This is a genomic window from Fibrella aquatica (assembly GCF_041321135.1).
Classification (GTDB): Bacteria; Bacteroidota; Bacteroidia; order Cytophagales; family Spirosomataceae; genus Fibrella; species Fibrella aquatica.
Genome location: NZ_JBGGWF010000003.1, coordinates 149,619 through 174,425, shown reverse-complemented (window position 1 = coordinate 174,425; position 24,807 = coordinate 149,619). Strand labels below are relative to the sequence as shown.

At 53.7% G+C, this 24,807-nt stretch carries 21 protein-coding genes; 10 read left to right on the top strand and 11 right to left on the bottom strand.

The window, feature by feature from the left end:
• The first annotated feature begins 10 nt into the window (after positions 1-10).
• The 4 genes from ACAW87_RS08610 to ACAW87_RS08595 all read left to right on the top strand — a co-directional run bounded on the left by ACAW87_RS08610 (position 11) and on the right by ACAW87_RS08595 (position 2,971).
• Positions 11-1,123, top strand: a complete 1,113-nt coding sequence (locus ACAW87_RS08610; protein ID WP_370722966.1) for a Gfo/Idh/MocA family protein — start codon at positions 11-13, stop codon at positions 1,121-1,123.
• 325 nt (positions 1,124-1,448) lie between these two features.
• Positions 1,449-1,799, top strand: coding sequence for a helix-turn-helix domain-containing protein (locus tag ACAW87_RS08605; RefSeq protein ID WP_370722965.1), 351 nt, complete (start codon positions 1,449-1,451; stop codon positions 1,797-1,799).
• Complete coding sequence (locus tag ACAW87_RS08600) at positions 1,789-2,532, top strand: ImmA/IrrE family metallo-endopeptidase (RefSeq protein ID WP_370722964.1); 744 nt, start codon at positions 1,789-1,791, stop codon at positions 2,530-2,532. The genes ACAW87_RS08605 and ACAW87_RS08600 overlap by 11 nt, the downstream gene beginning before the upstream one ends.
• A complete protein-coding gene (locus tag ACAW87_RS08595) occupies positions 2,525-2,971 on the top strand; it encodes a hypothetical protein (RefSeq protein ID WP_370722963.1) in 447 nt (148 codons plus the stop codon). Before ACAW87_RS08600 ends, ACAW87_RS08595 begins: the two co-directional genes overlap by 8 nt.
• A gap of 92 nt (positions 2,972-3,063) precedes the next feature.
• Here the strand turns inward: ACAW87_RS08595 and ACAW87_RS08590 are convergent, their stop codons facing one another.
• From ACAW87_RS08590 to ACAW87_RS08565, 6 genes are all read right to left on the bottom strand, one after another.
• Positions 3,064-5,457: an ABC transporter permease gene (locus ACAW87_RS08590; RefSeq protein ID WP_370722962.1), complete on the bottom strand. Its 2,394-nt coding sequence runs from the start codon at positions 5,455-5,457 to the stop codon at positions 3,064-3,066.
• A 236-nt stretch (positions 5,458-5,693) separates the two neighbouring features.
• On the bottom strand, positions 5,694-8,114 hold the full coding sequence (locus ACAW87_RS08585; RefSeq protein WP_370722961.1) for an ABC transporter permease: 2,421 nt from the start codon (positions 8,112-8,114) through the stop codon (positions 5,694-5,696).
• 144 nt (positions 8,115-8,258) lie between these two features.
• Positions 8,259-9,083, bottom strand: coding sequence for a DUF4097 family beta strand repeat-containing protein (locus ACAW87_RS08580; protein WP_370722960.1), 825 nt, complete (start codon positions 9,081-9,083; stop codon positions 8,259-8,261).
• Between the two features lie 5 nt (positions 9,084-9,088).
• Positions 9,089-9,955 (bottom strand): DUF4097 family beta strand repeat-containing protein, encoded by an 867-nt coding sequence (locus ACAW87_RS08575; RefSeq protein ID WP_370722959.1) that lies wholly within the window; start codon positions 9,953-9,955, stop codon positions 9,089-9,091.
• Between the two features lie 159 nt (positions 9,956-10,114).
• Positions 10,115-10,969, bottom strand: a complete 855-nt coding sequence (locus tag ACAW87_RS08570; protein ID WP_370722958.1) for a HEAT repeat domain-containing protein — start codon at positions 10,967-10,969, stop codon at positions 10,115-10,117.
• Positions 10,953-11,483, bottom strand: coding sequence for an RNA polymerase sigma factor (locus ACAW87_RS08565; protein WP_370723411.1), 531 nt, complete (start codon positions 11,481-11,483; stop codon positions 10,953-10,955). The genes ACAW87_RS08570 and ACAW87_RS08565 overlap by 17 nt, the downstream gene beginning before the upstream one ends.
• A 147-nt stretch (positions 11,484-11,630) precedes the next feature.
• On the opposite strand from ACAW87_RS08565, the gene ACAW87_RS08560 reads away from it, so the two are divergent.
• From ACAW87_RS08560 to ACAW87_RS08550, 3 genes are read left to right on the top strand one after another with little or no spacing between them, the layout of a single operon-like run.
• Positions 11,631-11,780, top strand: a complete 150-nt coding sequence (locus tag ACAW87_RS08560) for a hypothetical protein (RefSeq protein WP_370722957.1) — start codon at positions 11,631-11,633, stop codon at positions 11,778-11,780.
• A 45-nt stretch (positions 11,781-11,825) separates the two neighbouring features.
• Positions 11,826-12,164 carry a PadR family transcriptional regulator gene (locus tag ACAW87_RS08555; RefSeq protein ID WP_370722956.1) on the top strand — a complete coding sequence of 113 codons (339 nt, stop codon included), beginning with the start codon at positions 11,826-11,828 and terminating at the stop codon, positions 12,162-12,164.
• Between the two features lie 16 nt (positions 12,165-12,180).
• On the top strand, positions 12,181-14,853 hold the full coding sequence (locus ACAW87_RS08550) for an ABC transporter permease (protein WP_370722955.1): 2,673 nt from the start codon (positions 12,181-12,183) through the stop codon (positions 14,851-14,853).
• Between the two features lie 73 nt (positions 14,854-14,926).
• Here the strand turns inward: ACAW87_RS08550 and ACAW87_RS08545 are convergent, their stop codons facing one another.
• Entirely contained in the window at positions 14,927-15,622 is a 696-nt protein-coding gene (locus ACAW87_RS08545; RefSeq protein ID WP_370723410.1) for a LytR/AlgR family response regulator transcription factor, read from the bottom strand.
• Positions 15,623-15,672: 50 nt separating this feature from the next.
• On the opposite strand from ACAW87_RS08545, the gene ACAW87_RS08540 reads away from it, so the two are divergent.
• A complete protein-coding gene (locus ACAW87_RS08540; RefSeq protein WP_370722954.1) occupies positions 15,673-16,218 on the top strand; it encodes a biopolymer transporter ExbD in 546 nt (181 codons plus the stop codon).
• A 4-nt stretch (positions 16,219-16,222) separates the two neighbouring features.
• Here the strand turns inward: ACAW87_RS08540 and ACAW87_RS08535 are convergent, their stop codons facing one another.
• Complete coding sequence (locus tag ACAW87_RS08535; protein ID WP_370722953.1) at positions 16,223-17,794, bottom strand: sensor histidine kinase; 1,572 nt, start codon at positions 17,792-17,794, stop codon at positions 16,223-16,225.
• A 167-nt stretch (positions 17,795-17,961) separates the two neighbouring features.
• Between ACAW87_RS08535 and ACAW87_RS08530 the strand changes: the two genes are divergently transcribed.
• Positions 17,962-18,741, top strand: a complete 780-nt coding sequence (locus ACAW87_RS08530) for a hypothetical protein (protein ID WP_370722952.1) — start codon at positions 17,962-17,964, stop codon at positions 18,739-18,741.
• Between the two features lie 76 nt (positions 18,742-18,817).
• The gene (locus tag ACAW87_RS08525) at positions 18,818-19,273 is read left to right on the top strand and encodes a hypothetical protein (protein WP_370722951.1); all 456 of its coding nucleotides are present in this window, start codon (positions 18,818-18,820) and stop codon (positions 19,271-19,273) included.
• A 42-nt stretch (positions 19,274-19,315) separates the two neighbouring features.
• Here ACAW87_RS08525 and ACAW87_RS08520 read toward each other — a convergent pair whose 3' ends face one another.
• The 3 genes from ACAW87_RS08520 to ACAW87_RS08510 all read right to left on the bottom strand — a co-directional run bounded on the left by ACAW87_RS08520 (position 19,316) and on the right by ACAW87_RS08510 (position 24,793).
• Positions 19,316-20,434, bottom strand: coding sequence for a PA14 domain-containing protein (locus ACAW87_RS08520; protein WP_370722950.1), 1,119 nt, complete (start codon positions 20,432-20,434; stop codon positions 19,316-19,318).
• A 208-nt stretch (positions 20,435-20,642) separates the two neighbouring features.
• The gene (locus ACAW87_RS08515; RefSeq protein WP_370722949.1) at positions 20,643-22,355 is read right to left on the bottom strand and encodes a S41 family peptidase; all 1,713 of its coding nucleotides are present in this window, start codon (positions 22,353-22,355) and stop codon (positions 20,643-20,645) included.
• A gap of 38 nt (positions 22,356-22,393) precedes the next feature.
• Positions 22,394-24,793, bottom strand: a complete 2,400-nt coding sequence (locus tag ACAW87_RS08510) for an ABC transporter permease (protein WP_370722948.1) — start codon at positions 24,791-24,793, stop codon at positions 22,394-22,396.
• Positions 24,794-24,807: the final 14 nt, after the last annotated feature.

Genomic DNA, 24,807 nt, shown 5'->3' with positions numbered 1-24,807 from the left:
ACTCGGCAATATGGCTACTTACTCCAGACGTTCATTCATCGGCAGCCTTGGTCTCGGCATCGGCGCTTCGACGTTCTCCCCTACCCTTATAGCGTCGGCCTTCGACCAGCCTGATCAGGCCAAAAAGCTGAACATCGCAGTCTGCGGCCTGGGCCGGTACGCCAACGTATTGAAAAGCGGTCTGGCCGACTCGCGCTATTGCCAACTCAGCGGCGTCATAACGGGTACACCGGCCAAAGCGGCGCAATGGAAAGCAGAATTTGGCCTGAAAGACAAGAACATTTACTCGTATCGGCAGTTGGACCAACTGGCCAACAACCCTGATATTGATCTGGTCTACATTACTCTGCCCAACGGGATGCACAAGGAATACACGCTTCGGCTGGCGAAGGCCGGCAAGCACGTGATTGTGGAGAAACCAATGGCATTTACGGAACGCGACTGCCAGGAGATGATTGACGCGTGCCAGAAAGCGGGGGTACAACTGGCGGTTGGCTACCGGCTGCATTACGAGCCGCACCACATGGAGCTTAAACGGCTGGGGCAGGAAAAGGTATTTGGTCAGGTACGTTGGATTGAAGCGTCCCTGGGCTACCGGCTGGCGGGCATCCCCGCCGACGACTGGCACCTCAGTAAAGCCATGGCGGGCGGCGGCCCCCTGATGAACCTGGGCGTCTACTGCGTACAGAGCAGCCGGTACGTACTGGGCGAGGAGCCCATAGCCGTAACCGCGCAATACGGCCCGGTGACCATGCCCGACCGGTTTATCGAAGTAGAGGAGAACATCATATGGCAACTGTATTTTCCGAGTGGTGCCGTCTGCACCTCAGCCACCACCGCAAACAGCAACATCGACCGATTCTTTGCCAGCGCCGACGAGGGTACGTTTGAGCTAAGCCCGGCCCTGAGTTACGGCCCGTTTGCAGGAAAAACCAGTCAGAAGGCGTTCAATTTCCCGGTCATCAACCAGCAAGCCGCCCAACTCGACGATATCGCCAGCCACATCCTGAGTAACAAACCGCTACCATCGCATATTTCGGGTGAAGAAGGCCGCAAAGACATGCGCATCATCGAAGCCATCTACCGCGCCGCTGATACTGGCAAGAAGGTAATGATCGGTTAGCTGGGTACGTTGTGCTGAGAGTGGTTGGGGAAAGGTATAGGCTGCTTACATTAGACGACCCAAGCCCTACGAGATCAACCATAATAGGGGGATTGGCTGAGGCGAATTAGACGTGTCAACGGCTGATTTTGAAGGTATATTTATTTGTTACAAAAAATAGATTTTATTCTTCTTCTGAACTTTTTGTAACAAGTAAATAATCTAAATTATTGCAAATTTTGCTGATACACAGTGATTTACTCAAAAAACATTTCTTATCACTAATATAAAAAATACAATAACTCCATATCTTTGTAACAGCAAACAGCAGTTTCCAAACCTACTTATGAACACCATAAACGAAACGGTCGGCCAGAATATCCGCCAGTTTCGCGATCGGCTTGGCTTTAATCAGGCTAGCGTAGCTGAGTATCTCGGCATCAACCGGGAGCAAATCAGCTACTACGAAACCGGTGCCCGCCCCGTCCCGACCGACCACCTCCAGCGTTTAGCCGACTTGTTTGGCATCGACGCCTACGACCTGCTTGAAGCCGATAGTGTCCAGCAGCAAGCCAATACAGCCTTTGCCTTCCGGGCCGACGAGCTGACGCCGGAAGATTTAGCCAGCATGGCATCGTTCCGGCGGATTGTCAACAATTACCTTAAAATGAAGAAACGGCTGAACCATGTCGACTAAACTGAAAGGCATGAAGTTGTCGCTGGAAAAAACAGCCAGTGAATTCAGGCAAACACACGGCTTAAACGACCGTCAACCTATTCGGCTGCGTAGTTTATTGCAGGAATTGAACGTCCAAACCGTGTTTAAACCGCTGAGCGACACCTTTGCGGGCATGGCGATCAAAACCGATTCAGATCGTTTCATGCTCATAAACAGCAAGCAGACACTGGCCAGGCAGCATTTTACCATTTGCCACGAGCTGTACCATCTGTTCATCCAGAAAGAGTTCACATCTCGAATCTGTAACCCGGGCCAGTTTGATTACCGCGACCCCGAAGAATTAAACGCCGATTGGTTTGCCGCTTACCTGCTTATTCCGCGCGATGGTGTTTTGATGCAGATTGCTGATTGGGATGAGCTAGACAAAAATCAGATCAGCCTGGCCACCATCATTCATCTGGAACAGTTTTTCTCTTGTTCCCGGCAAGCACTGCTCATCCGTCTGGAAGAAATTGGACTCATTGATCGGGCATACAGTGAGCAATTCAAAGCAAACGTCAAACGCTCGGCCATTCAATTCGGCAAGTCGACTGAGTTATACGAGCCCGGTAATCATAATCTGACCATTGGCAATTATGGAACAATGGCCCGCGAACTCTTTGATTCCGAACAAATTTCAGAAAGTCATTACACAGAACTTCTGCTCGACTTAGGCATTAGTCTCGATGAGTTAACAACAGATCATGCCTAAAATTATATTGGTGGATGCTGATGTGGTATCACATTTTGTAAGCGCCGGTGAAATCCTCATGCTCCCCAGCATCTTTCCTTATCCAGTCAAACTGCTCGACAAGGTCTATGCTGAGTTGGAACGCTGGCACGACCGAAAGCGGGAAGTAGACAATCTGATAAATTTTAAGCTCCTTGAAGTCCTACCCTTCCCTGATGACAATCCAGAAATTGTGAAGGAATTTTTCTGGATACGAAAAATGCTGGATAAAGGAATGGGCGAAAGTGCCTGTATGGCCGTTGCACGCCACACGAAGGACATACTCGCCAGTAGCAACCTCAAAGACATAAAAAGCTATTGTGAGAGGCATAAGATAATGTACCTAACCACAATGGACTTTTTATGTCATGCCCTATCGACTGGCCTGTTTGACGAGGGTAGGTGTAACACATTTATTTAAGCTGTTCGAAGCAAGGGGCAAAAACTCCCTGTCGCTTCTATGAGCGCACATACTTGTCGCGATCTATCCCAATTAACTGACTAACTAGGCCGCTACTCGCTTCGTAAACTCTTCACCGGATTAATCAACGCCGTCTTAACACTCTGGAAACTGACTGTCAGCAGGGTAATGAGCAACGTACCTGCGCCGGTTAGGGCGAAGACCCACCAGGCAATGGTGGTGTGGTAGGTGTAGGCCTGAAGCCAGTTGTCGAGGGCGTAATAGGCAATGGGCACCGCCAAGGCCAGGGCAATCAGCACCAGTACAACGAAGTCTTTCGAGAGTAAAGCCCAGAGATTCAGCACCGACGCGCCCAGCACTTTCCGCACGCCGATCTCTTTGGTGCGCTGTTCAGCCATGAACGAGGCCAGCCCGAAAATGCCGAGGCAGGAAATGAAAATGGCCAGCGCGGCAAAGACAGACGACAGCGTACCGATGCGCTCTTCGCTACGGAACTTCTGGTCGTACTCCTCATCCACAAAGGTGTAGTTGAACGGCGCATCGGGCAGGTGCTCTTTCAACACCTCGCCAATGGTGGTCAGCGCCGCCTGCGAACTGCGAGCCGGGTTGAGGCGCATGGTCAGGAATTTGCCGGGTGTGGGGCCGATGAAAAAGACCGACGGTTTAGCCGGTTCGTAGGGCGAATCCATCACCATATCCCGAATCACGCCGATGACGTGGAAGCTGACGTTGAACCCGCTCCCGTTCCAGGTGACGGTTTTGCCGAGCACATCGTTCAGGCCCATAAACGCCACCGCCGATTCGTTCAGCACGATGCCCAGCGAGTCGGAGGCCAGTTTTCGGGAGAAATCGCGCCCCTGCGTGAACTCCCAGCCCACCGTTTTGCCAAACTCATGCGAGACGTTGATGGTCCCGAAATTGACCTGCAACGTCGGGTCTTTGCCCGCCCAGTCGAAACCGCCGTTGGTTGACCGGACTTCGGTGAGCGGACTGGCCGATTCGCCAATCTCAAGCACCGCGCCCGACCGGATCAGTTCATTCCGTACGGTTTCGCGGTGTTTTCCGTAGTCAGGTACGTTCAGGAGCAGCGATACCAGCCCGTTGCGGCTGTAGCCGATGGGGCGGTTTTTGGCGAACTGAATCTGCCGGTACACCACCAGCGTACCGATAATCAGCGTGATCGACACCGTAAACTGCACCACCACCAGCACCCGTCGGGGTGTGGCAATGCTTTTGCCAGTTTGTATGGTCCCTTTCAGCACGGCAACGGGCCGGAACGACGACAGATACAGGGCTGGATAACTTCCGGCAATGAGCCCCGTCAGCACGATGAAGCCTACGCCCATGGCCCAGAACCAGGGATTCGTGAACGGAACAACCATGTGCTTGTCGGCTACCTGATTGAAGAACGGTATCGCCAGAAAAACCAGCCCAATGGCCACGCAATAGGCCAGTGTAACCACCAGCAGCGACTCGCCGAAGAACTGTGCGACCAACTCCTGCCGCCCGGAGCCAACGGCTTTCCGGATGCCCACCTCTTTCGCCCGATTGACAGAGCGGGCGGTGCTGAGGTTCATGAAATTGATACAGGCCAGCAACAAGACAAACAACCCGATTAGGCCAAACAGCCAGACAAACTGAATTCGCCCCCCTTCATTGACGCCGTTTTTCCAGTCGGAATACAAGTGCCAGCGCGACATCGGATACAGCAACACCTCGGGCTTCTGGGCGATATTGCCATTCGTTTTACCCACAAGCAGGTTCCTGACCGGCGCCGAGGCATCGGCTAAACTGACCGACGGAGCCAGCTCGACGTAGATTTCGAACGAGGTGTTGGTCCAGTCGTCTTTGGCCTCTTTTACCCAATCCGTCGACGCGGCGTACAGGTCCCAGGGTGCCAGGAACTGCACGTCGTCGAAGGTGTCGCCGGTCGGAATATCAGCATATACGCCCGTCACGTTGACCGTCATGGTATTGTCGAGCATCAGGGTTTTGTTCAACGGATCGGTGTCGCCGAACAGCGCCTTGGCCAGTGATGCCGACAGCAGGATCGACGCGGGCTCTTTCAACCCATCCCGACTGCCTCTGAGCATGGTCAGCGAGAGCATGTCGGGCGCGCCGGGCGTGATAAACTTGCCGCTTTTCGAGAACACCTGATCAGCCAGCGTAACCGTATGCCAGCTTGTCCACCAGGCCAGTTCAACGTGTTTGAATCGATCACCGTAGGTCGTTTTCAGGCTTTGCGCCAACGGAATGGGCAACCCCATTTTCGTGTCGGTTTCGCCATTGACCGTCCGGTTACGCACAACCTGCGCGATTCGGTCGTAGTGCTGGAATGATTTGTTGACTGATAGTTCATCGTAGAGCCACAAACCAATCAGCATGGCCACGGTCATGCCCACGGCCAAACCGCCGATGTTGATAGCGGAATAGCCCTTGTTCTTGACCAGAGTGCGAAAAGCGATTTTCAGATAGTTGCGGATCATTGCCGTATGAGTTTGGGCACTTCATCATACTCGTTCAGGTACGTTCCTTGCATGCCTATTGAGTAGCTGCGTACTTGTATAACAAATGCATTGCCAGGAACCAAAACGGCCCACCCTGCGCAGGATAGGCCGTTTTGTTCTGTTTAGTTGAAAAAGGATTGTCCAGAATCGGACAGGCGTTCGTACGCTGATGGACAGAAGGGAATGGCTACCAACACATCTGAAATGGCCAGTCCTTACTCACTCTGCAATGATTTTACGGGGTTCATCAGGGCGGCTTTGATGGTTTGGAAACTGACGGTTAGCAGGGCGATGGTCAGCACACCTACGAACGGCAAAATGAACAGCCAGCCATTCAGGTCGGCCCGGAAAGCGTAGCTTGATCGCCAACTGGTGATGGCAAACCAGGCTAACGGCGCGGCCACGACAAAGGATATGGCGACCAGCACGGCAAATTCCTGGTAGAGCAATTGCAGGATCTCCCCCACCGACGCGCCCAATGCTTTGCGGATACCGATTTCCTTGGTGCGCTGTACGGTCGTGAACGAGGCCAGCCCGAACAGACCCAGACAGGCCACCAGAATGGCCAGACCGGTGAAGAAGCCAAACACCTGTCCAAAGCGCTGATCGGCGCGGTACTGATCGGCGAAATGGTCATCCAGGAAGAAATACTCGAACGGGTTGCCGGGAAAAAACTGGTTCCAGGCCGATTGCAGCGTGGCGATGGTTTTGGCCGATTCGGCGGGGGCCATTTTCACGGAGAAAAAGCCCTGCACATCGGGAATCAGGCGAAGGATGAGCGGCTCGAACGCTTCACGCAATGACTGCTGGTGGAAATTATCGACCACGCCCACGACGGTGTAGGTCTTCCCCCAAAACTCAATCTCTTTGCCAATGGCGTCGGCGGGGTTCTGAAAACCAAGCTGGGCAATGGCCATTTTGTTGAAGATCACTGCCGATGGATCAGTACCGAAGCTTTTGGCGAAGTTGCGACCAGCCACCAGTTTCAGACCGTAGGCGTTCATGTAGTCATAGTCGACGCCAATGACGCGGTATTGCTTGGCCTTGCTTTCGTCTTGTCCTTTCAGGCGAATACCACCCGCGTTCCAGCCCACCGGCTCACCGGGAATCGACGTGGAAGCCGTAATGCTTTTTATGGCCGACTGCCGCAGCAACTCGTCTTTAAACGATTTCATCTGGCTCATATAGGTCGAGTCGTTACGGATAATCGGCGGCCGGATCACCAGCGTCTGATCGATGTTGAGGCCCAGCTTCTGCTCGCGCATGAACTGGATCTGTCGGAAAACGGCCATGGTGCCCACCAGCAAAAAGAGCGATGCCCCAAACTGGAAAACGACCAGCCCTTTCCGCAGTAAAATGCCCTGCCGCGTGTTCACCATCCGCCCTTTGAGCACCACCACCGGACGGAACCCTGACAGCACGAAAGCGGGGTACATCCCCGACAGAAACGTACCCACTACGAACAGACCCAACAACGCCAGCCAGAAGCGGCCACTGGCCAGCAACGAAAACGTCAGGTGCTGACCCGACAGACTGTTGAACGCCGGCATGGTGATCAGCACCAGGATAAATGCCAGCACCACGGCCAGCCCATTGAGCAGAAACGACTCGACCATGAACTGTTTCACCAGCTGACTCCGCTGCGAACCCACGGCCTTACGAACGCCCACTTCTTTGGCCCGGTTGATGGCCCGCGCCGTGGCGATGTTCACGTAATTGACCCAGGCAATGATGACGATGAAAAAGGCGATGCCCAGCAGCAGGTAGGCCGTTTTGCCATCGCCATTTGGTTCGGTCTCGCCAATGTAATGCGAGTACAGGTGAATATCGCGCAGAGGTTGCAGGGTGTAGATCGCCGCCGCGTTGTACTTCTTTAGCTCGGCCCCAACCAACTTATCGACCACCCTCGGAAACTTGGCCGACAGCGCCTGCGGATCGGTGCCCGGGCGCAGCAACAGGTACGTCAGACAACCGTCCCAGGTCCAGGCCGTTTCGGGGTTGTTGTCGGGGCCCATCTCTTTTAGGTACGTGGCGTATGAACGCAGCAGATCGGGCTTCATGTGCGAATTGACGGGAAAATCCGCGTACACGCCGGTCACTTTCACGGCTTGCTGGCCATTTACCTGAATGGTTCTCCCCAGTGGCGACGCACTACCAAACAACTTGTTGGCCATCGTTTCTGACAACACAACGGTGTTCGGCTCGGTCAGGGCGGTGCGCGCATCACCGACAAGCAGCGGGTATGAAAATACGGTAAAGAACGCCTTGCTAGCGAAATACACTTTCTCGATTTTCACCTGCTCGCCGCCCTGCACCTCGGCCACCACCGACCCGCTTCCGACCACCTTTACATACTCTTCGATTTCGTTGAAGGCATCTTTGAACGAATTGCCCACCGCATAAGCACCCGATACCCACTCGGTACTCAGCTTCCCGGCATCATACCGATCCTGCCGAACGCGGTAGATACGATCGCCTTTCTCGTGAAAGTTATCGTAGCTCAGCTCAAAGGCAACGTATTGCAGAATGAGCAGGCAAGCCGCCATACCAATAGCCAGCCCAACGAGGTTGATGGCCGAAAACACTTTGTGACGCAGCAAGTTCCGCCACGCAATTTTTACATAGTTCTGGAGCATAAGGGGGAGGGGATTCGGGCGGCAAACGATTGAGCAGTCAATTCATCACAAGGATGCGGGAATTCGGGCGGGCGTTGCGTGGGGGTGGGGCTACGCCGTTCGCGAAGCAACCCTAAGCCCCATACCCCAATCCCCAAGCCAACATCACTTCGCCTTTCGGACGTAGATACTGCCCTGCATAGTTTTCATCATTACTTCGGGGCCGCCGCTGTTGATTTTCCCATTCACCCAATCGTCGATCTTGACCCGGTACATACCCGTCTGACTCGATCTTGTGGCTTTAGGCTGGCTTTTGTCGACGGCAATGTCAAAATCGCTGAAAATGTCGCCCATATCCGATTTCAGCTTCACGTTGGCCTTTACCGACGCTGGAAACGTTACGTCCACTTTGCCGTTCAGGGTCGAGAAAGCCATTGGTGTGTTGGCGTTTACCTCCCGAAAGGTTGCTTTCAAATCACCGTTGATGGTATTGGCAACGACCGAGCCACTAACATTAGTTAGTTCAATTGGCCCGTTGACGTTGTTAATCTCCAGTTCGCCGACCACATTCTCCACCGAAATATCACCTTCATCGACCGTATTGAGTTTAAGCGAACACTGCCGGGGTACTTTAATTGTCAGGTTGACCGGGCCATGAATCAGGGAAGTGCTGACCTTTACCCGGTTATTTTTTTCTTCTGCCGACAGGTCAAAGGGGTTGCTGGGCTGAATACGTTTCATACCGCTGGCGTTTGGTTTTTCTTCACCCCTGGCTGGTTGTTTAGCTGGCGAAGTTGCGTCTATGATCACATCCTTTCCGGCATGGGTGCTTACATGGATGAAGCCTTTGAACAAGCCTACTTCCAGAAAAGCTGGTTTGCCTGCATCAGTTAGCGGAATGACCAACTGCTCTTTTACGTCGGTCTGGGCAAGTAAAGGCGTTGAGGCTGCAGCCAGCATCAAGACTATGGTTATTAGTAGATTATTCATTGAGATCATGATTGTTTTTTGATGTATACATTCCCATTAAACGTCTCGAATCGAAGCGTTTTGCCGCCATTGCCGACGCGGATGGCCGTTGATTTATCGAGTTTATACACGGTTTTATCGCCTTTCTGCTCCTTGTTTTTCGTCACCTCAACGGGCAGCATGGTCGTTTCAGGATAATCCGTGTAGAACTCGCCCTGGAAGGTTTTGAACCGCAGATCGGCCGACAAATTCGCTGGGTACGTTACGTTGATGTTCCCGTTCAGCGTGTAGTACGACGATTGGTCGGGCGCGGTAGCGGGGTAGTTGGCATCCACGTTTCCGTTGATCGTCCGCGCTTCGGTCTTGCCGCGGGCGTTGGTCATCTTAATGGCGCCGTTGATGTTGCTGACCTTTAGCGCCCCCGCCACATCGGTCACTGTTACGTCGCCCCGGTTGATGGTCGAGGCTATGATGTTCATCTCCTTCGGGACTTTCACCGTGAAATCGAGGGTATAATCGTACTCGATCTTCCGGTCATTTTTGTCTTTCCAATTGCCGTGGTTTGGCCGTGAATCGAACGGTTCGATGATGTAGGCAAATACGGTATCGCCTTTCTGCTCGAACTGAAGTTTGAATTCCTTCTTGCCCGCCTGGAGCACATCAGCCGTTTTGGCCGTCATTCGCTTATCGACCTCAACCGCCACCTTACTGCCCGATGTCCCCTCGACTTTGATAAAGCCGTTGATATTGTAAATGGCCAGTACGCTGGCGTTGGCGCTGTTCGGCAGGGAAAATTCCTTGCTGATATGCTCCTTGTCTTCAGTCGATTGCGCCACCGATTGGGCACAGGAAATCACGAGCCCCATCAGGATGGGGAATAGTAGGTGTTTCATGAGAAAGATGTAAAGAGTGAAAGAATGAATTTTTTGGGGTTGGGGGCTTGGGGTTGCTTCGCGAGCTAGGTTGCTGTAGCGTGGCCCTTCGACTAGGCGTCCCCGACAGGCTCAGGGTGACAGCAACCTAGCTCGCGAAGCAACCCCAAGCCCCCTACTTCATGACAACTCCCGGATCGTTTTCTCCAGTTTGGTCTTCACCAGTTCGTTCGTACCAGGTTGCTTTAGCAATTGCCGAAGCGGTTTAAGCGAGCGTTTTTCCTGCAACTTCACCATCACGTCGGCCAGGGCAACCTGCACCAGCGGCGACTCCTGCCGGGTGAGCGATTGGACCAGTCCTTCTCTAACCCGGGCATCAGTGGCCATATCAGCCAGGGCTTCGAGCGTCACCAAGCGTACGTTCACGTTTGGGTCGTTATTCAGCGTCATCAGCAGCGCATCGATCACATGCGCGTCTGCATCGTCAATATCTTTCGTGTAGCTAACCGCCCGCAAGCGCTCCGTGGCCGACGGATTTTCGAGCAACGAAAGCATCATCATCTGGCGCATTTCCTGCACCTGCGCCGTCAGCGTGTCGACCCGCTGCTGGTAGGCAACTTCCGGCGTTCGCTGGCGCTGTGCCCAGTAACCAACCCCTATTCCGATGCCGAGCAAGAGTACACTGTACGCCAACCGCATAATTACTTTCGGCGAAAACTGTTCCTGAATCCACCCTAACGTACCTGACCACTTGCTCGTCAACGTACCTGAGCGAACCTCTTTTTCGTCGGCCTCAAACTGGTCGAGCATGGCGTAGAACTGGGTACGTACCTGGGGTCCAGGCTGAGGCGTGGACACGTAGCTCATCTGCTGCCAGAGCTGCCGACTGGTGGCCAGTTCCTGCTGACAGGCAGGGCAACCGGCCAGATGTACTTCAATAGTTGCCCGCTCGGCTGTCGACAGGTCGTCGGTCAGCCAGCCCGGCAGGTGGCTGATCAGCACGTCACAGGAAATGGGTTTATTGTTCGTATTCACTGTTCAGATAGATCTTCTTTAATTCGTTCATGGCCCGATGCACACGAACCTTGATGGCCCCTTCCGTGGTGTCCAGAATCCGGGCAATTTCATTATACGTCAACTCCTGATACCGGCTCATCACCAGCACCTCCCGATGATCGGCACTCAACCGACCCAGGGCCTCCTGCAACAACGCCACCTCCTGCTCCTTCTGCAACGACTCGTCGGCCAATGGTCCGCCGCCGATCCGTTCGGCATAAGCCTGCACATCGTACTGCTGCGCCGACCGTTTGTTCTGCTTCGCCGAATCGATCAGGACGTTGCGGGCCAGGTGGTACATCCAGGTTCTGAACTCGCCGTCGCCGGTGAAGGTGTGGCGGTATTTCAGCATCCGGTAAAACACCGTTTGTACCATGTCTTCACTGGCGTCGGCGTGACTGCTCATGTGGTACAGGAAGCCAAACAGTTCGCGATGGTACCGCTCGAAGAGCAAGCCCATCCTGTTCAGATCGCCCGATTTAACCTTGAGCATCAGTGCATTGTCCGTCAGCGAATTCAAGCGTGTACAGGGTGGTTTTTAGGAATTTGACGTGGAAACCGCGACAGTTGGGGAAGGTTACAGAGGAAATGAAAATTTTTTGCGCGGGGGCGAAGCACTATCATCGTGCGACCACACTTCATGTTGAAAAAGCGGGATCTGCTTGTATCTCCCCGCCGCCGTGCCAACCCCGCCCATTTCTGGACGGTACTTGTCCGAAATCGTACAGGTACGTTCGACGAAAACGGTCTTAACAAGGTAGAAATGACGTTTTCGGGCATTGGCATTTGATTTGTTTAGCAAAACTATAACTAATCATTCCTGACCGATCATACTATGCGAAGGGCTTTTTTGGGAGAGTTTGAAGAGATCGTACTGCTGGTGGTGGCCGCCTCCCCAACCGACGCTTACGGGGTTACCATCTGGGAAGAGGTGCAGCAGCAAACCGGCCGGTCGATCACCATGAGCGCCGTGCATACGACGTTGTATCGGCTGGAAGAAAAAGGCTTTCTATCGTCGCGGATGGGTGGTGCTACCGCCGAGCGGGGTGGTCGCCGGAAACGCTTCTTCGCCCTGACGCCCCTGAGTGTTCGGGCCCTGCAGGACATTCAGGAAGTACGGAACCGGCTTTGGCAGGCTATTCCACAAGACAAGTTTCAACTCATTGTCGGCTGACCCGGCCACGTACCCAATGACAACCGAAACGAACCAACCCCGTCCGCCCCGCTGGGCCGACCGCCTGCTTGAATGGTGCTGCGCGCCCCACCTGCTCGAAGACGTGCAGGGCGATTTGTACGAAGTGTATTACAAACGACTGGCGCAGGCTGGCCCGGTTAAAGCCCGCCGCGAGTTCACGCTCGCCGTTTTTCATTACATCACGCCGTTTTTTCTCAACCGTAAACCGCAGGAAGCTCGCCCCGACGAGTACCCCGCTCCCTCACTCCTATCGATCAGTATGTTCCGCAACTACCTGACTATCGCCTTCCGAACGCTGGCCCACAACAAAGCCTATTCGGTCATCAATGTGGCTGGCCTGAGCATTGGCCTCGCCGTGGCCATGCTGATCATGCTGTACACCAAAGATGAGGTCAGCTACGACCGCTTCCATGCCAACACGCCCAACCTCTACCGCATCACCAGTCGGCAGCTCTCGCCCGCCGGAAAGCAGGAGAGCGTTGAAGGTAACACGGGCAATTTGCAGGGGCCGAAATTCAGCGCCGGTGTTCCCGAGATCCGATCGTTTGTGCGCTACCGGGCAGATCGGCAGGACATTAAGCGCGGCGCGGAGGTGATTAGCCAGACCATGCACGCGGCCGACACCAGTTTCTTTTCGGTGTTCTCGTTTCCGCTGCTCAGCGGCAACCCCAAAACGGCCCTCCAGCAACCCCATTCGGTCGTGCTTTCGGCAGATATGGCCGAGAAACAGTTTGGTACGACCGAGGCGCTGGGAAAAACGATTTCCGTTAAGAGTACGGTTGATGACAAAGAGGTATTTGAGCCTTACACCGTAACCGGCGTGGCCCAAAACAGCCCGCAGAACTCTTCTATCAAATTCGACATGCTGATTCCGATGGTTGTAAGTCGGGAGGAGATGGCCAGTCTGGAGAACTGGTTCAACATATTCCAGAACACGTTTGTGGTGCTTAACCCCAACGCCAACCTGCGGACGGTGGAGGCCAACATGAACCGGATCTACCTCTCCGATGCCAAATCATCCATTAAGATGATGGCCGATAAATTCGGGATTAAAACTAAAACGGAGTATGCCCTGCAGCCTTTCACGGACATGCACCTGAGCACCGATCTGCCGGCCACCAACGGGCTGGTCGACACGAGCAACCCGAATTTCTCATACATCCTGACGGGCATTGCGCTGTTCATTTTGCTGATTGCCTGCATCAACTTCGTGAACCTGACCGTGGCCCGTTCACTGAAACGGGCCAAAGAGATCGGCGTTCGGAAAGTGGTGGGCGGGGGACGTACCCAGCTGATCATCCAGTTTCTGGGCGAGTCGTTTCTGCTGTGTTTCGGCGCGTTTGTGCTGGCTCTGTTGCTGGTCTGGCTAACGCTGCCCACGTTTAACCAACTGGCCAACAAGCAACTGGCCCTCTCCTATCTGGTCGATGCCAAGCTGGTGCTTGGGTACGTTGCCCTGTTCCTGGCAACGGGCTTTCTGGCTGGCTTTTACCCGGCGCTGGTCCTTTCGAATTACAGTCCTGTGCAGACGCTCTACAGCCGGTTCAACCTATCCGGGAAAAACTACCTGCAAAAGTCGCTGGTGGTATTTCAGTTCGCCCTGGCGTCGTTCCTGATCATCGCCACGCTTATTAGCTATTCGCAGTTCAACTACCTCACCACCAAAAATCTGGGCTACGACGATAAGGGGCTGGTTTCGGTTGACAAGTCTAAGCTGACGCATGCCGAAGCGAACCTGTTGACAAACGAGCTGCTCAAAAGCCCGAATATTGTTGGTGTGGCCCCAAAAAACGGTGGACAGTGGGGTACTATTGCGAAGGTAAATGGCGGAACCGAGATCAGTTTCACCTACGAAACGGTCAACCCAGCCTACCTGCCGATGTTTAAAATCCCGGTGGTTCAGGGGCGTAATTTCTCGGTCAATCTCCCTACTGATTCGACCCGGTCTATTCTGGTCAATGAATCGTTCGTGAAGGAAGCGGGCTGGAAAAATCCCATCGGTCAACTCGTTGATTTCTGGTACAACACCGACGAAAAATACACGGTGGTGGGCGTGGTGAAAGACTATCATTTCAACGACCTGAACCAGAAGATCGCTCCGCAGCTATTCACCATGAAGCCGGGCAATATATACGGCCGGGTGTTCATCAAGATCAAGCCCAACACCGAAACGGCCAGCCTGCGCCACATTGAACGGGTCTTTAAACGGCTGTTCCCGTTAACGCCCTACGCCTACCAGTTTATGGACGAAGAGAACCAGAAACGCTACGAATCGGAAGAAAAATGGAAGCAGATCATGCTGTTTGGCGCCATCCTGACCGTCTTCGTTTCCTGCATCGGCCTGTTCGGATTAGCTACGCTATCGGCTGAGCGGCGCACGAAAGAAATCGGGATTCGTAAGGTGTTGGGTGCGTCGGTGTCAAGCATTATTCAGTTGTTATCGGCCGATTTCCTGACGTTGGTGGCGCTCTCGTTTATCGTGGCTTTCCCGGCGGCCTGGTACGCCATGCGCGAGTGGCTGCAAAACTACCCCTACCGCATCGACATCAGCATCTGGATCTTCGTAGCGGCCTCAACACTCGCCATCCTGGTCGCCTTCCTGACCGTCAGCTTCCAGTCGATCACCACCGCCCTGACCAACCCGATCAAGAGCTTACGGAATGAGTAACGCCAGATTAGCTGCTGCATAGCTGGTCCGCAAAGCCCTTATGACGTAAGGGGATTACGTCGTAAGGGCTTCGTTACAACACCAATCTCGTCCTGATCGTAGCCACCGCCTCTTCGTACGAGGCACCGATGGGGATAACGTACCCAGCCACGGTGATGTCTTGCCGGGATAGCTTGGTGATCTTGTTTACCGCTACGCAATACGATCGATGCACGCGCACGAACTGGTCGGGCGGTAATTGCTGAAGCAGGTCGGTCATGGTTTGGCGGGTGAGCAGTTTCCGCGTGGGCAACACCAGCGAGAGGTAATTACCCTCGGCTTCGACGTACAGCAAGTCGTCGAGCATGACTTTTTCGTCTTCGTAGCCCGTCTTCACGAAAATAGCGTCAGGTACGTTGTTGCCCGTCCGTAGCGTATGTACGTCGAGGGCCTTGGTACAGGCTTTCAGGAAGCGGGCCAGCGAAAACGGTTTCAGCAGGTAGTCAACGGCGTCGAGTTCAAAGCCCTGCACGGCATAGTCGGAATAAGCCGTGGTGAAGATGACCATCGGCGCTTTCGGAAGGCACTTCACCACATCGACCCCCGAAATGTCGGGCATTTTTATGTCGAGAAATAGCAGGTCGACGCGGTTGGTTTGTAGCCAGGTGATGGCCTCGAAAGCGTCGGTGAACGTGGCTTTCAGGTCTAAGAACGGCACTTTGGCGGCGTGCATACTGATCACCTCCAGTGCTTGGGGTTCATCATCAATGGCAATGGCGGTCAGCGGCATCGTGTGGATTTTGGGGGTTAACGGCATCCTGAAAGAAACAGGCTGACAAGATGAGAAGAACCAACCATACCCGCCAACTCCCCCGCGCCGATATGACGCCATTGGTCAACATTGCGCTGTTACTCATCGTGTTTTTTGTGTGGGTAAAGCAGTCGCAGCGGCCGGTCACTTCACAACTGGAATTACCCAACCATGGAAAGATAGACGGAGAGTACATGTTTCCTCTGGCGTCTATCTTTCTATTGGAAGACAACCGGATCGGGTATCTTTCCTATAACCCTGATAAAGCTAGCGCCGATTACCTTGAAACTGATTATTCGATAAACGGCCTGCGAAAACAGTTGTTAATTACAGCTTCGGCAAAACACCCCGTCGTATACATTGTTCCTACGGCTCAGTCTACCGTCAAAAATATAGTCGATGTTCTTGACGAATTGACGATCAGTAGGCGTGTTAGTTATAAAATGGCCTACCGTCCGTTGCAAAGCGAAGAACGAATGATAGCAGCGTACAAGCTGTACGAACAATCGAGTCCTAAAAAGCCAGTATTAATGCATCTGCCGCTCTACCGTTGCGTGAGAGGAACTTCTATTTAAAAACTCACCAGTACACCAGCGTTAGCGAGGCGAAATAATCCTGTTCTGACTGTTGAATATCGAGTTGGTGGCGACCGGGATAAATCAGGTCGAGCCGCTTGCGCACATTATCGAGCCCCACACCCGAGTTGGCTTCTTCGGGGTCGTGCTGGTCTGTCGTTTCACTGGTTTTAGCGTGGCGGGAGTTATGCACTTTAAAATATAGCCGTGTATCATCCAGCGTCAGTGTGATGTAGATCCACGATTTATGGCGGAAGCTGATGCCGTGTTTGAACGCGTTTTCAACGAAGGGCGTCAGTAGCATGGGCGCGAGGTATATAGCACGGCCCGGCTCCTGAATATTTACCCGAATCTCGATGTCGTGCGACTCGTCGATGCGCATACGCTGTAGGTCGATGTAATTATGGAGGTACTCGATTTCCTTGTCGAGCGGAATGCGGTCGCGGTTATTTTCCTGTAGCATAAACCGCATCATATCGCCCAATTTCTGAATACCGTCGGCGGTTTTTTCGCTCTTCTCTTTCAGGGCCGTGGCATAGAGGCTATTCAGCGCGTTGAACAGAAAGTGCGGATTGATCTGCGCCCGCAGGCTCGCCAACTCTGCCGCCCCTACCGATACCTGCGTTTGCAGCACCGTTTTCTCTTTTGTCAGCACCCGCCGCAGATAGGCAAACGCTACCGATGCAACCAGCGCAACACCAGAAAATACTGCGATCGCTTCTTCGCTGTTGTTGTAGTAAAAATTCGTTCTGGCTCCCCACAGCAACACGTTCGCCGTTAAAATCGCCAACAGGTAAACGCCGATGCTGTTAGCCAGTACCACATCCGAATGGCGCGACTTTGTCAGGATGGGTAAAATGTAGGTGTAGACGTATGACTGGAAAAACAGAACCTGAACGAGTAATCCCAACAGAAGCAGAACGTCGCCGAGGCCACGCCATAGCGTTTGCGGCACATGGCCGCTCAGGGCAAATGTAAGCACCATCATACTCACCCCACCCAATAGCAGGTAGCTCACAAGTTGAAAGTGAATGGTTGCTTCCCGGGCAATCCGGCGGTAGAGAAACTGGTAATACTGATACGCCAGTTCATACGTACACAACACAATACCCAGCCCAATGGCGTCGGCCAGCACCGTGCGTTTCCGATATAGCGAATAGGCTTTCATCCCGATGATTTCGCCGGAGCTATTTTCCATAAAACGTAGGTGAAGCTTCAGATAATGGTACACCAACGTGCTTGTGAGCAACAACAACACCGCGGCACCGCCATACAACCAGCCTTGTCGATCGTCGATCTGGTCCTGAAGCCGGGGAAACGCCAGATTATGAAACACGTACCAGGCCACCAGAAACAGGCAAACGCCGGCAATCAACGGCACATTGTTGTTCAGCGTATGGCTGTAGTTATCAAGTTGGCGCCAGAGCGTGGCCATCGGAATCCGGGTACGCTGTACGCTCTCGATCATGTCGTTATAGCGGTAAATCTCTTCGACCAGCCGCCTGATCACATAAATCGTGGCCGCGCCGACAATGAACCACGCCTCGAGCCGATTGAAAAGTGTAGTAGTACGCATAGTTTCCGTTTACTTGTTGACCAAAACTAGGCAGCTCAAGCAGGTGCAGGTGGAAAATGGGTTGAACCCGGCGAAAAATGGGGTGAATCAACTCCCAGCAGAAAGCACTATGCCAAACAAGTAGAAACGCGGCGCAAATAAGGTTTAGTAATCAAACCTTCCTAACGATGAAACACCTGCTACGTACCCTCTCCTTTCTGCTTTGCCTGATCGTCACTGCTTCCCTGTTTGCGCAGACAACGCCCAAAACATACACGTACCTAATCTTCCACAAGCTGGCTCCCGGCAAGACCATTCAGGATGCGCTGCCCGTTGAACGCGAGTGGAAAACGGTGAACCAGGCGGCGGTTGATGAAGGTAAACTCATTGGCTGGCACATGATGGTAAAGCAGTTCAGTTCGAACCCCAACACCAGCGAATACGATTACGTGACCTGCATCGTGTCGCCCAACATGGGCATTGGTGGGGCCTCACCGGCAGCCATGGCCAAAATCTACGGTGATAGCGTTCAGGTACGTATGGCCGACCTTAACCGCCGTGACCGCCTGACTGCCCCCGTGGTGAAGATCGAAATCTGGGAGAATACCGACGCGCTATTCGGTGCTGACTTCGGACCCGGCAAAACCAACACCGTCATCGTCGATTTCCTGAAACTCCGCGACCCAATGGCCGACTGGTCAGGTACGTTGGCATCGGTGAAGCAGGCCCGTGCCATGCAGATCGGCGACAAGAAACTGGGTGCCTGGAGCTTCTCGACGCTGATGGTCCCGAATGGTACCGAGAAAGGCTACGGCTACGCCATGACCCGCCCCGTCTCAAACCTGAATGTACTGGCCGAACCTGCCGACCCAAAACTGGCCACGATGCAAAAGCAGTTTACCCGCACCTTCGAGGTCGTTCGGCAGGAAGTATTCCGGTTCGAGCAATACACCGTCCGGCCTAAATAGCATTGCGCTTGGGGCGTGGTTTTTTTCATTCCGACGCTTTTTTCGCCGTAACTTTGGTTATAACCAACACATTACTATGTACTTCCCGTCAACTAGTCCATCACTTGTCAATGAAGACCAAGGTGTCTGGGCACCTGTTGATCATCGACGGGTTATCTCGAAACTAACGGTTGGGTTAGGTGTACTTTACTATCGGGAAAAGTCTATAGGGCTTGAACCACTACCCGAAACCATGCTCGATGAAGGAAAGGCCAGCCGAGACGTCGGACCGCTAGTTCCAGACATCTCCCTTCGTGACAACGAAAAGTCGCTCACGCCGATCATCATTGAGGTATGCCACACCAACGGGTTGCGGGGCGATTTACGGAAAGTCATTCAGTTGATCGACGATGATCTGTACGGCATTAGCGAAGGGTTTATCTACGACTACCGAACCGGTGAGTGGTTGCGTTACCAGTTCGGCGATGGTGGTCTAACGACCTCTTCGTCCCATTCCGCAATTCTTGATCTGGACCTGAATAAATTTCTTTAAGCGAAGCCTTCACCCTTTACCCCGGCCCTAAGCTCTACGCCATTACTTCACCACAAACTCAACCCGGCGGTTCGTAGCTCGTCCGCCTTCTGTAGCATTGTCGGCTATCGGTCGTGACCCACCGTACCCCTTGGTATCAATGCGATCGTCGGCAATACCGTGGCTGGTCAGGTACGTCATCACCACCCGCGCCCTATATTCCGACAACGTCTGATTAATACGCGGATCACCCACGTTATCGGTATGGCCAATCAGTTCGATGCGCCACGTTGGATTGTCCTGTAGAGCCTGAACCAGTTTACTCAACTCCGGCACCGATTCGGGCAACAGGACGTAGCTGCTCTGCTCAAACTGCACATGCTGCAGGATGGTTGGTTTAGCCTCGGCCGAAGCAGTCATAACCGGTGAGGGTTCGGGCACCGGTTCGGCATTTACGTTAGCTACTGGCCGTTGTGGCGTAGCTGCCTCCGGTAACCGGGAAAGCCTGATCGGTTTAAGCTCCCGCACCGAAGCCGACGAATTGCTGATCGGTTTAGCGGGCCTGGCAGCCGCTACTACAGCCGGTTTGGGAGCGGGTTTTGCAGGGGTGGCCGCTACGACAACCGGGGCAGTTACGGCTGGTTTTGGCGGTTTACTCACGGGCGACGTTGCCTGCTGAAAATACCGGGCCGAAATCAACTCGCCGATGGGTTCGCCGAATTTCAGGAACGGCTTTTCGGCATCGGGACGTACCCAGTATAACTCAATGACCCCGCCCAGCAGATCGTTGAAATACTCGACCCGAAGATCATACACCTGACCCGCCACCAGCTCGATACTGCCGGTGAACTTGCCCGAGTCGTTCAGTTTCCAGACATCCATCACCTTGCGGTTGCCTACCCAGATACGAATGCCATCATCTACTTTGGCGTTGAAGGTGTACTTGCCAGATACCGGAGCCAGCAACTTACCCGTCCACCGCACCGAATAATACGACTGATCGACACCGTTGGCCGGACTTCTGACTTTCCAGGTAAAATTCAACTGCGGGTCAATGCGGGTCAGCACCTTCCGCTCAAAGTTGGTGCCGTTGTAATACTCGCCCTTTAGCCCCTGCTGCGCCATAAGCCGCCCCGTAACTAGCCACAGCAACGCATAACACCATATGACTCCTCCCTTCATCGTCGACTAACGTTGATTGTATACCTTGATGCGGTTGGCACATTGATTCACCAAGCACAGACCAAAAATCAAGTATCTCCCATAAAGTTGATAGCTGATGTTTGACAGACGGTAAAATCAACAGCCTGACGGCGGTTTCAAGATCACTCCCTGCATAATCCACTACTGATTGGCAATTAGAGCGGCTTCAATACTCTGGTATCCAACCTTATTTCCTTAGCTGTGACAACGCAGCTTCCAGCACCGTGTCGCGGCCTGCCTGCAGGTCGGCGATTTTAGGGCGAACCAGGATTGTAGGTTGGATACCTTTGCCATTCCATTCGGTACCGTCGGGATACATGTCGCGCTTGGCGCACACGCGAGCCGAAATGCCACCGGGCAGGTCGAAGGAAAGCGGCTGGCCGGTACTGCCTCCGGTGGGCTCGCCAATTATTTTGCCGCGTTTCATGTCATCGAACACCACGGCAAAATCCTCGGCGGCCGAGAACGTGCGGCCACTCGTCAGCACCACTACAGGCTTTGTGTAGAGAAATTTACCATTGGGCTTCCAGGTGTTACCGCCCTCTACATCTTCAAACACGACCCCTTCGCCGCGTGCCCGTCGCAACGGACTGTAGAGTCGCGATGCATACGAGCCCGTTTTCATGGGCTTATCGGTCAGATACCCCAGAATGTTCCAGCCGTTGGCGCTGTTGCCGCCACCGTTCAGCCGCACATCGATGATGAGGGCGTTGGTAGCGGCAATAGAATCGAACTTGGCTTTGAAACCCTGTAAGCCCTTATCTGACTCAAACTCGGTTACCTGCACGTAGGCGATGTTGCCGGGTAGAATTTTGAACTGAAACGTCGGCAGCTGCTTTAACGCACCATAGCCCGTTCGCGGTAGTGTTCGGCTGAAGGTAGCCCCGCCAGCATCGCGAAAAACAAGGGTGACGGGCCGATCTTTGGGGCCTTTCAACAGGTCGTAGGCGTACGTATTCACATCGCGATTCTGCTCTGACGAGGCCGCCACGTAGGGGCGCACAAACCGGTCGGCGTAGTCTCTTACGGGCAAGCCATCGATACTGACGATCTCGAGCATGGGCCTGATACCGCTGCGTATCAGACTGTCGTGCTGTACGTCCTGCACCAGCACCTTATCCTCTACCAGTATCGCCCGTATAGGTGGTCGACGCGCCACCGAATCGGCAAGGGCCGTGCTGCTGGGGCTGACGTTGGTGTGGCCATCGTGCAGATTGGCATAAAATGACTGCAATACCCGGTAATAGGCCGCCGTTGAGGTTGTAGCCTTCACCTTGGGCAGGTATTGCAGATACAGTTTGTCCCAGTCCAGGTCGGGAACATGATTGAAATAGACGAAGTTGTACTTGGCCTCCGACCATAATTTCGAGAGGCCCGCCACCTTTTCGTCCTCGCTTATATTGACCTTGTATGCTGTTTTCAGCGCACTGGAGCCAAACACCCGACTATCAGCCAGTAGTTTCGACAGCAACGGTGCCAGTTGTGCATGCTTTCGGATGGGCTCGAAGACCTCCTGCTCATCGATGAACGAAGCGTAGAACGCCGCGCCGTCACCCTGTAGATCGTACAACAGCGATTGCACTGCTGCCTCAGTCTGACCCGTTTTTAATTGCACCACCGACCGGTCGAAAAGAATATCTCCCTTACGGGCAAACAGGTATTTGTTGGCTTTTGCCAGCGCCTGTATGTCGGGCCGGTCATAGTAGGTTAAGGCATCGGCCAGAATTTTATCGGCCTTTTTCAGACTATCGAGGGGTGGTTTGTCAGTTTCTCCCACGATTTTATCGGCCCGATGCCGTTCATTTTGTAGGTATTCATACGCCGCCATGCCAGGCAACGTCTGCGCCAATGTTGTTGTGCCGAAAAAGCTTAGCAGGGTCAGCGTAAGCAGGTTTTTCATCGGAGTAGTCAAGTTTAAATAAGAGTATGTTTTGGGTTTTACTCACTCTGCAAGCTCTTCACGGGATTAACCATCGCGGCTTTGACGCTCTGGTAACTAACCGTCAGCAGCGCAATGGCAACGGCTAATATACCTGCGAGGGCGAACACCCACCAGCCGATGCTGATTCGGTACGCAAAATCCTGCAGCCAGCCATTCATCACGTACCCGGCAATGGGCGAGGCGATCAACAGCGCAATCAACACTAGTTTCAGGAAGTCAGACGAGAGTAACCCTACAATACTGGGTACGCTGGCGCCCAGCACCTTACGCACGCCGATCTCTTTGGTTCGTTGCACAACAACGAACGAGACCAGCCCGTAAAGCCCCAGGCAACAAATCAGAATGGCAATGCCGGTAAAGACGTTGATCAGGCGACCCACCAGCGTTTCGGTCTGGTAGAAGCCGGCCAGTTGTTCATTCAGGTACGTGTGCTCGAATACTTCATTGGGGTAAAGCTGTTGCCACGTTTGCCGGATTCGCTCGAGCGTTTTTGTCGGGTCCTGTCCACCGATCCGAATACTGGCCTGGGCATACCGATCGGCTTTACTGACAATGATGCACGGATCAATTTTTTCCCGGAGTGATTTCAGATGAAAATCCTTCACCACGCCAACGATCGGCAGTGGTACGTCCGAAAGATGATACTGTAACGATTTGCCCAGCACCTGCTTCGGATCACGAAAACCGAGCTGATGCAGTAACGTTTCATTGATGAGGTATTCGCGAATAGTATCGCTGACGGCGATGTTTCGACCGGCCACGAGCGTCAGGCCGTAGGTACGTAGATACTCCGAGTCAGCTAGCCGTTCGCGGACGGGGTACGGTTCCCAATCGGGGCGGTTGTTGAATTTGAACGAACCGCCAAACAATTGATCATTCGCGGGCGACCGGTGGTTGAAACTAATCGACTGAATATCCGGGTATTGAGCTAAGTTCTGTCGAAAAGCCGTTAGCGTCGATGTGTTGTTATCGGGCAGGCTCACCATCAGCACATTGTCTTTTTGGAAACCGAGATCGGCCTGCTGCACATAACGTACCTGACGAGCCACCACCAGCGCGCCGATGATCAGCGCCTGACAGATCACAAACTGCGTCACCACCAGCCCCTGTCTCACCGTAAACCCTCGCTTCGTGGGTAGGCTGCTCAATTTTCCCCGCAACACCGCCAGCGGCGAAAAGCCCGACAACACCACCGCCGGATAACCACCCGCCGCCAGTATCACCACCAGCAACAGCAAAGCAACAAACCCGATGGTTTGCCAGTCGAATCGAAGTAACAGATTCAACTGTGTCCAGTTGTTGAATAGCGGGAGCGTTGTGACCACGATTAGCAGGGCCAGCGAGGTGGCGGCAAACACAATAAACGCGGTTTCGAGCAGGAACTGTCCCACTAACTGACCGCGCGAACTGCCCAGCGATTTTCGGATGCCGACCTCTTTACTGCGGCGGAGGGCCTGTGCTGTGGCCAGATTCACGAAGTTGATGCACGCCGCCACGACCAGCAGCAGACCCACCGCCCCCAGCGACCAAACCAGCGATTTACGGATGGTTTCGCCCCCCCGCGCCACGTCGAAATGCACATCACGCAGGGGTTGAATTGCAAACCGGAATATTGTACTCATCTCGCCGTACTGTTTCTTCGATAGGGCCGGAAAACTGGCGGCCAGACCAGCCGCCGCGTTCGGGTCGCGAAGCGTGACGTAAAGCCGGTTGGTGCTGTTCAGCTGGTACCAGTTGGTTAGATCATAACCGGGATAGAGCGTTTTCAGGGTCGATAGCGAGATAAACAGCCCCAGGTTGGTATCGGTTGTTTTGGGTGGCTCGGCCAGCAAACCGGTTACCGTGGCTTCCGTTTTGTTATTCAGTGTCAGCGTTTGGCCAACCGGGTTCTCGTCGCCGAAATAGCGCTTCGCCCACGACTCGGTCAGCACCACCGTGTTCGGTTCGCGGAGGGCTGTTTTCGGGTTTCCCTGCAACCAGGTGTAGTCCAGTATATCAAACCATTCGGGTTCAGCCAGCCCGGTGCCTGTATGTTCCTGAAAACGTAGCGGCATGGTCTGCCCCTTCCGATTGATGCTGACGGTCAGTTCGCGATTCATCATCAGAAACGCCGCCTGTTCTACCTGCGGATAGTCACGGCGTAGCGTTTGCGCCATAGGCAAGGCCGATTCGGCGTTGTATTCAACCGTGCCGTCTTCAAGATACAGGTCGGTCATGACCCGGAAAATACGGTCGAATTTGGCGTGGTGCCGGTCGGTGCTGAGGTGGTGTTCAACGAACAGGAACAGTAACAGTCCACCCGCCAGACCAACCGACAAACCAATGATTGTCAGCGCCGTATAAGTACGTTGTGTACGTAGCTGGCGCAGCGCCATTTTAAGATTTTCGCGAAGCATGTTGACTTTGTTTC